This is a genomic window from Actinomadura sp. NPDC048032 (assembly GCF_040653175.1).
Classification (GTDB): Bacteria; Actinomycetota; Actinomycetes; order Streptosporangiales; family Streptosporangiaceae; genus Spirillospora; species Spirillospora verrucosospora.
In genome coordinates this window covers 1-7,389 of sequence record NZ_JBEZJP010000411.1, presented here as the reverse complement: position 1 = coordinate 7,389, position 7,389 = coordinate 1, and the positions used below count along the sequence as shown (strand labels likewise).

Annotated in this window: 5 protein-coding genes; 1 reads left to right on the top strand and 4 read right to left on the bottom strand. The window is 75.2% G+C overall.

The genetic code is table 11. The features are described 5' to 3' along the window. A partial coding sequence (locus tag AB0C69_RS34710; protein ID WP_360359366.1) for a hypothetical protein occupies positions 1 to 1,326 on the top strand: 1,326 nt, incomplete at its 5' end. A gap of 12 nt (positions 1,327 to 1,338) precedes the next feature. On the opposite strand, the gene AB0C69_RS34705 is transcribed toward AB0C69_RS34710, so the two are convergent. The 4 genes from AB0C69_RS34705 to AB0C69_RS34690 all read right to left on the bottom strand — a co-directional run. Then, positions 1,339 to 1,548 carry an MbtH family protein gene (locus tag AB0C69_RS34705; protein WP_345176156.1) on the bottom strand — a complete coding sequence of 70 codons (210 nt, stop codon included), beginning with the start codon at positions 1,546 to 1,548 and terminating at the stop codon, positions 1,339 to 1,341. Between the two features lie 14 nt (positions 1,549 to 1,562). Next, complete coding sequence (locus tag AB0C69_RS34700; RefSeq protein ID WP_345176159.1) at positions 1,563 to 2,831, bottom strand: lysine N(6)-hydroxylase/L-ornithine N(5)-oxygenase family protein; 1,269 nt, start codon at positions 2,829 to 2,831, stop codon at positions 1,563 to 1,565. Positions 2,832 to 2,845: 14 nt separating this feature from the next. Further along, positions 2,846 to 3,883, bottom strand: coding sequence for an iron-siderophore ABC transporter substrate-binding protein (locus tag AB0C69_RS34695; protein WP_360359362.1), 1,038 nt, complete (start codon positions 3,881 to 3,883; stop codon positions 2,846 to 2,848). A 103-nt stretch (positions 3,884 to 3,986) separates the two neighbouring features. Further along, positions 3,987 to 7,389, bottom strand: a 3,403-nt coding sequence (locus AB0C69_RS34690) for a condensation domain-containing protein (protein ID WP_360359359.1), incomplete at its 5' end; no start/stop codon positions are given.

Genomic DNA, 7,389 nt, shown 5'->3' with positions numbered 1-7,389 from the left:
ATGGACGACGACTCCCGCGACGCCGTCGCGACGGAGCTGGCGGCGGCCGCGGCCCGGGTCACCGACCTCGACGCGGCGCGGCGGCTGGTCGCGCTCGTCTCGGATCCGGCCATGAGGCTGTCCGCGCTGACCGAGGTCGCGCGCGCCGCCCACGGTTTCGGGAACGCCGCCGAGGCGGGGCGACTGCTGGCCGAGGCGGAGAAGCGGCTCGCCGGGTTCGACGCCGACTCCAGCGAGGGGGCGGCGACGGAGCTGGCGGCGGCGGCCGTGGAGATCGGCGACCTGGAGCTGGCGGAGCGGCTCGCGAGCGGCCTGGCCGACCCGCGGCTGCGGGTGGAGGTCCTGCTGGCGGTCTGCCGGGCGAGCGCCGAGCGGCTGCGGGCCCTGCGCCGCCGGGTCGTCCGGGAGGCGCGCGGGGTGCGCAACATGCGGATCCGCGGCGAGCTGATCGGCCGGCTGGCCGCCGCCGTCGCGGCGACGGGCAACGCGAACCTGGCGGGCAGGACGATGGACGACGCCGAGACGGCCGTCCGGACCATCGCGATCACCAATGCCGAGCCGCGGTGCCGCGGGCTCGTGGAGCTGGCCCTGCTCGCCGACGCGATCGGCGACGCCGAACGCGCGCGGCGCCTGCTGCGCGAGGCCGAGCAGCTCGCCGCCACCTACGTGGACGAGCAGCGCCACCAGCGGGCCCTGTCGCACATCGCCGGCGCCGCCGCGCAGCTCGGGCTGCTGGACGAGGCGGAGCGGGTGACGGAGATCATGCGGGCGTCGCGGCTGCCGTTCCCCGCGTGGTCCACCATGACGGCCGTCGCGGAGCGGGCCGCGGCCCTGGGCGACACCGCCCGCGCCGTCCGGCTCATCGAGGGGGCGCTGCGGATCGCCCGCAGCGTGCGCGACCCCAAGGTCCGCGGCGCGACCTTCGCCGGCGTCGCCGCCGCCGCGCTGCGGGCGGGACTGCCCGAGCAGGCCCGGGGCATCCTCGGCGAGGAGCCGCAGCACCACCACCGGCAGAGCCCGATCCTGCGGGACATCGCGCTGGCCACCGCGGCGGCGGGACGGCTGCCGGAGGCCGAGCTGATGGTCGCCCAGATCCGGTCGCCCGCCCGCCGCCGGGAGGCGTTCGAGGGCGTCATCGCCCACCTGGTGGAGCGCGGCGACCGCGCCGAGGCCGAGCGCCTCATCGTCCAGGGCATCCGGGAGGACGGCTGGCTGCCGCCCCCCGCCGTCATGATGGCGGCCCTGCCGGAGGTGGTCCCGCCGCTCGGCAACGTCCTGCCCCGCATGGCCGCGTTCGAGGAGGCGGCCAGGGCCGAGCGGGCGTGACCGCCGGCGGGCTCACGGCGTCTCGGCGGCCAGGCTCCGCGGGCGGATGTCCTTCCAGTTGTCCATGACGTACCCGATGCAGCCGGACCGGGACTCGGGGCCGTGGACCGTCGTCCAGCCGGCGGGGACGTCGGCGAACGCCGGCCACAGGGAGTGCTGGCCCTCGGCGTTGGCGAGGACCAGGAACGTGCCGTCGGGGTCGTCGAACGGGTTGGTCGTCATGCTCTTTCCTTCCTCTAGACGCCGGGGGTGACGCGGGCGGACCGCCGCGCCATGGACCGCACGATCTCCCCGGTGCGCACGGCGGTCATGGACAGCAGCGAGGAGGCGATCCCGTGGCTGTGCTCGGTCGCCCCCTGCAGGTAGACGCCCCATTCGGGGCCGGGCTCGGTGGCGATGCGGTAGTCGCGCTCGACGACCGGGCGCCCGTCCGGGCCGGTGCGGCAGTGCGCGCCCGCCTCGCCGAGCAGGTCGAACGGGTCGCGTTCGCGGTACCCGGTGGCGTAGACGACGGCGTCGGCCTCCAGGTCGGCGACCTCGCCGGTCGGCAGGAACGCGACCCGGACCCGCGTCCCGCCCGAGCCGCCGTCGGCGACGTCCAGGACGCGGGAGACGTTGAGGATGCGCAGCCGCTCGGCGCCCGCGACCTTCTCGGCGTAGGCGCGCCGGTACAGCTCGTCGATGAGGTCGAGGTCCACCACGGAGTAGTTGGTGTTGCGCGAGTACTCGAACAGCATGCGCTTCACGTCGCCGGGCGCGGCGTAGTAGTGGTCGACGGCCTCGGGGTCGAAGATGCGGTTGGCGAACGCGCTGTCGTCGGCGGGCGAGTACCCGTACCGCGCGAAGACCGCGCACACCTCGGCGCGGGTGAAGGTGCGGTGCAGGTACTCGACGGCCTCGGCGGCGCTCTGCCCGGCGCCGACCACGACGATGCGGCGCGGGTCCCAGTCGCCGCGCTCGGCGAGCCGGGTCAGCAGGTCCTCGGTGTGCCAGATCCGCTCCCCCGCCTGGACCCCCTGCGGCAGGACGGGTTCGAGCCCCGCGCCGATGACGACGTTGCGGGCGAGGTGCGTCTCCAGTTCGTCGCCGCGGCGCACGACGACCTCCAGGACCTCGTCGTCGTGCGGGCGGAGCGCGACGACCTCCGTCCCGTAGCGGACGCGGTCCTCGAACGCGGCGGCGGCCCATTCGAGGTAGTCGTGGAACTCCAGCCGCGTCGGGAACATCGTCTTGTGGTTGACGAAGTCGACCAGGCGGCCCCGGGCGTGCAGGTAGGCCAGGAACGAGTACGGGCTCGCGGGGTTCCGCAGCGACGCCAGGTCCTTGAGGAAGTGGACCTGCATGGTGGCGCCGTCGATCAGCATGCCGCGGTGCCAGCCGAACCCGGGCTGCTTCTCGAAGAACACCGCGTCCGCGCCGCCGTGCTCCTCCTCCAGCGCGACGGCGAGCGCCAGGTTGGACGGGCCGAACCCGATGCCGACGACGTCGCGGACGGGGGTGTGCATGCGCTCCTCCGGCATCAGGCGGGCCCGGCCGCGCTCGCGGCCTTGGCGATCTGCGGGACGACCTGGTCGATCACGTAGGGGACGGCGAGCGGGGTGGGGGTGCGCAGCGGCCAGAACGACTTCAGGTCCAGCGCCACGTAGGAGCCGCGCCTGACGGCGCCGAGCCCGGCGAACAGCTTGTTGCCCTCGATCTTCTTCTGCGTGGCGGGGTCGTCGTTGTAGTGGCTGAGCAGGACGTCCACGTCCAGGACGGAGACCTTCTCCATGCTCAGCTCGGCGGCGAACCCGTCGCCGGGCAGCTTCTCCAGCGACTCGGGGAGCGTCATGCCGAACTGCTGGAGCAGCTTCACGCTCGTGTCGTCGCCGGACTTCATCACGCCGATGTTGCCGTTGGGGAAGACGCTGGTGAACGCGAACTCCTTGCCGGCCAGCTCGGGGTGCTTCGCCTTCACTCCCGCGATCTTCGTCTCGACGTCGGCGACGAGCTTCCGGCCGTCCTCGGGGCGGCCGATCGCGGCGGCGACCTGCCGGGTGATCTGCTGCCAGGAGTCCTCGGCGGGGCCGTTCTGGTAGGCGAGCGTCGGCGCGAGCTTGGAGAGCTTGTCGTACTCCTTGTCGATGGCGAAGTCGCCGGCGGCGAGGATCAGGTCGGGCCGCAGCGCGGCGACCTCCTCCAGGTTGAAGCCCGCCTCGCCCTGCTTGAGCAGCTTCGGCCTGTCCCCGGTCAGCTTCGGCGCGCTCCAGGGGGTCAGGCCGTCGGGCTGGACGCCGGTGAGCTCGGCCATGCCGACGGGGGCGACGCCGAGGGCGAGCAGCGCGTCCTGGTCGACCTCGCCGAGCGCGACGATCCGCTTCGGGGCGGACTTCACCGTCGCGGAGCCGAGCTTGTGGGCGACGGTGACCGGGAACGCCCCGGCCGCGGCGCCGGAGCCGCCGGAGCCGCCGGAGCCGCCGGAGCCGCCGGCCGGCTCGTCGTCGCCGCAGGCGGCGGCCGCGGCGAGTCCCAGGACGAGCGCGGCGGCGGCGGTCAGGCGCCGCATCGTGGTGCGCATAGCGGACCTTCCATGTTCGGGGGCGGGAAGCCGGAGAGTGTTGATCAGGGATATTAGGTTAGGCTTACCTAACTAGGCAATGGCCGGACGGGTATGAGCCGCCTCACTCCCGCGGCGCCGTCCCGCCGGCGGACGCGAGCCGGGCGAGCAGGCCCGCCACGGTGGGCGCGGCCATCAGGGTCGAGATCCTCAGGTCCGCGCAGCCGGGCTCCCGCCGGACGCGCCGCACCAGCCTCATCGCGAGCAGCGAGTGCCCGCCGAGGTCGAAGAAGTCGTCGTCCGGGCCGACCTCGGGGACCCCGAGCTCCTCGGCGAAGATCCGGCACAGGGACGCCTCCCGGTCGTCGTCCCGGCGCGCCGCCTCCGGGGGCGCCTCGGCGGTCACGGCGCGGGCGGTCAGGACCGCCGGCAGCGCGCCGACCCTGGCGCCGGGATCGTCGGCGACGGCCGCGAGCAGCGCGATCAGGCCGTCCGCCAGCGCGGCGACCGTGGCGCGGTCGAACAGGTCGGCGGAGTAGTCGACGACGAGCCGGAGACCGTCAGGGCCCTCCCGGAAGATGAAGTCCAGGTCGAACTTCGCGGCGCCCGGCCCGAACAGCGCCTCCCGCTGCTCCAGGCCGGGGAACCGCACGTCGCCGACCCCCTGGTTCTCGTAGCCGACCATCACCTGGAACAGTGGGTTGCGGCCCGGCACGCGGCGCGGGCGCAGCGCCTCCACGACCGCCTCGAACGGCAGGTCCTGGTGGGCGAGCCCGGCGAGGACGGCCTCCCGGACGCGGGCGAGCAGCTCCGCGAACGCCGGGTCGCCGGACACGTCGGCGCGCAGGACGAGCGTGTTCACGAAGAAGCCGACGAGGTCCCGCGCGGCCTCCTCGGTGCGTCCCGCGACGGGGCTGCCGAGGGGGATATCGTCGCCCGCGCCCGTGCGGTGCAGCAGCGCCGCCACGGCGGCCTGGCAGACCATGAACATGCTGGCGTTCGCGTCCCGGGCGACGCGCCCGAGCCGGCCCGTGAGGCCGGGCGGCAGGTCGGCGGTCAGGGTGCCGCCGCGCTGCCCGACGGTGCCGGGGCGCGGCCGGTCCACCGGCAGCGGGATCTCCTCGGGCAGGTCCGCCAGGGCCCGCGCCCAGTGGTCGAGCTGCCGGGCGTGGACGCTGCCGGGATCGGACGGGTCGCCGAGCAGCTCCCGCTGCCACAGGGCGTGGTCGGCGTACTGCACGGGCGGCGGCTCCCAAGACGGCTCCTTGCCCTCCAGCCGCGCCGCGTACGCCTCCGCCACGTCGCGGGCGAACGGCCCGAACGACCATTCGTCGAACGCGATGTGGTGGAAGACGGCGAGCAGCAGGTGCTCCCGCTCGCCCTCCGGGAAGACCGCGACCCGCAGGGGGATCTGCTCGGCGAGGTCGAACGGCCTGGCGATGACGTCCTCGGGCGCGCAGGTCGCCGTCTCCAGGACGGGCCGCGCCTCGTCCGGGGCGAGGATCCGCTGGTAGGGCACCCCGCCGTGCTCAGCGAAGACCGTCCGGAGGCTCTCGTGCCGGGCGGTGACGTCGCCGATCGCCGCCTCCAGGGCCGCGAGGTCGAGGTCGCCTCGCAGGCGGACCGCGAGCGGCAGATGGTAGGCGTCGCGGGGCCCGTCGTCCTCGCGGAGCATCTGGTCGAGCATCCACAGCCGCCGCTGGGCGGACGACAGCGGCACGCGCTCGGGCCGCTCCCGCGGTTCCAGGACGGGCCGGGCCCGCGCCTCGGCGCCGCGGTGAAGGCGTCCGGCCAGTTCCGCGACGGTCGGCGCCTCGAACAGGTCGCGGATGGCGAGCTCGGCGCCGAGCACCGCCCGCGCCCTGCCGACGAGCCTCGTCGCGAGCAGCGAGTGGCCGCCGAGCTCGAAGAAGTCGTCGTCGATCCCGGCGCCGGGCGCGTCCAGGACCTCGGCGAACAGCGTGCACAGCAGGCGCTCGACGGGCGTGCGCGGGGCCCGGCCCGCGCGGCGCGCGCCGTCCCGCCCGGGATCGGGCAGGGCGCGCCGGTCGAGCTTGCCGTTCACGGTGAGCGGCAGCGCGTCCAGCGTCATGATCGCGCTCGGCACCATGTATCCGGGCAGGCGCGCCTTGAGGCTCTCGCGGACCCGCGCGGCCAGCACGCCGTGGTCGCGCGCGGCGACCGGGTCGTTCGCGTACGAGGCGGGGGCGCGTCCGGGCTCGGCGGGCGGGCACGCCGCTCCCCCGCCGAACACGGCGTCATAGCGGCCGGGCCGGTCGGACGGCGTGAGCACGACGTCCGGGAACAGCGCGTGCAGCGTCTCGGGCTCGATCCCCTCCGGGGCCGAGGCCAGCGCCGCGCGCGCCTCGTCCGCCGGGGCCCCTTCGCGCAGCGCCCGCAGCGCCGCGACCTCGCCCGACGACCTCGGGTCGGGGACGCCCCGGACCCGCAGCGGCCCCGCGGGCCTGGCGCGGAGGTCGTCGAGGGTGGTCCAGTCGACGGCCGGGGTCGGCGGGGCCGGGGGCGCGTCCTTGTGCAGGACGACGTCGTAGCGGTGGCGGGTCAGTTCGTTGTGGTGGGCGCCGCGCTTGACGAGGACGTCCACGCGGGACGGGCCGTCCAGCGCGGTGAAGAAGGCCGGGTCGAGGAGGAGTTCCTTCTCCAGGCGGACGGCGCGCTCGATCGCGTCCAGGTCGCCGCCGCCGCGTCCGAGCTGGACCGCGGCGTGCAGGCAGCGGACCGTGCGCAGGTCGCGGACGTCCCCGACGAAGAGCGCGCCGCCCGGGGCGAGCAGGCGCATCGCCTTGGCGACGACGTCCTCCAGGTAGGCGGCGCCGGGGAAGTACTGCACCACCGAGTTGATCACGATGGTGTCGAAGTGGCCCTCGGGCAGGCCGCCGGTGTCGTGCGCGGGCCGGCAGCTGAGGCGGACGGGCGAACCGGGGCCGACGGCCTGCCAGTCCCGGGACGCGGGCTCCGCGGGGGCGCCGAGGTCCGCGCGGAGCTTGGCGATGACCGGCTCGGAGAAGTCGGTGCCCCAGTACTCCTCGCTGCCGGGCGCGAGGCGGGTGAGGAGGAGGCCGGCGCCGACGCCGATCTCCAGGACGCGGCGGGGGCCGAGCGCGCGGATGCGCTCGACGGTGGTCGCGCGCCACTCGCGCATGTCGTCGAGCGGGATGGGGGCGCCGTCGTAGCTGCTGTCCCAGCCCGCGAACTCCTCGGCGTGCACGACCGTCCCGACCTCGGTGTACTCGGTGTCGTAGATCTGCCGCCACTCGGCGAGCTGCTCTTCGGCCGCGCCGTCGCGGGAGCCGTCCGGGACGACGTAGCCGACGAGGCGCTTCACCCCGGGGACGTCCGTCTCGACCGCGACGACGGCGGCCTGGCCGACGCCGGGCTCGGCGGCGAGGGCGGTCTCGATCTCCTCCAGCTCGACCCGGTAGCCGCGGATCTTCACCTGGTCGTCGGTGCGGCCGAGGAAGTCGATGTTGCCGTCGGCGCGGACGCGCACGAGGTCGCCCCCCGCC

What these genes read in the sequence shown, in the direction of transcription:
- AB0C69_RS34705 (WP_345176156.1), bottom strand. Translation starts at nt 1,548, where the DNA reads ATGACGACCAACCCGTTCGACGACCCCGACGGCACGTTCCTGGTCCTC.
- AB0C69_RS34700 (WP_345176159.1), bottom strand. Translation starts at nt 2,831, where the DNA reads ATGCACACCCCCGTCCGCGACGTCGTCGGCATCGGGTTCGGCCCGTCC.
- AB0C69_RS34695 (WP_360359362.1), bottom strand. Translation starts at nt 3,883, where the DNA reads ATGCGCACCACGATGCGGCGCCTGACCGCCGCCGCCGCGCTCGTCCTG.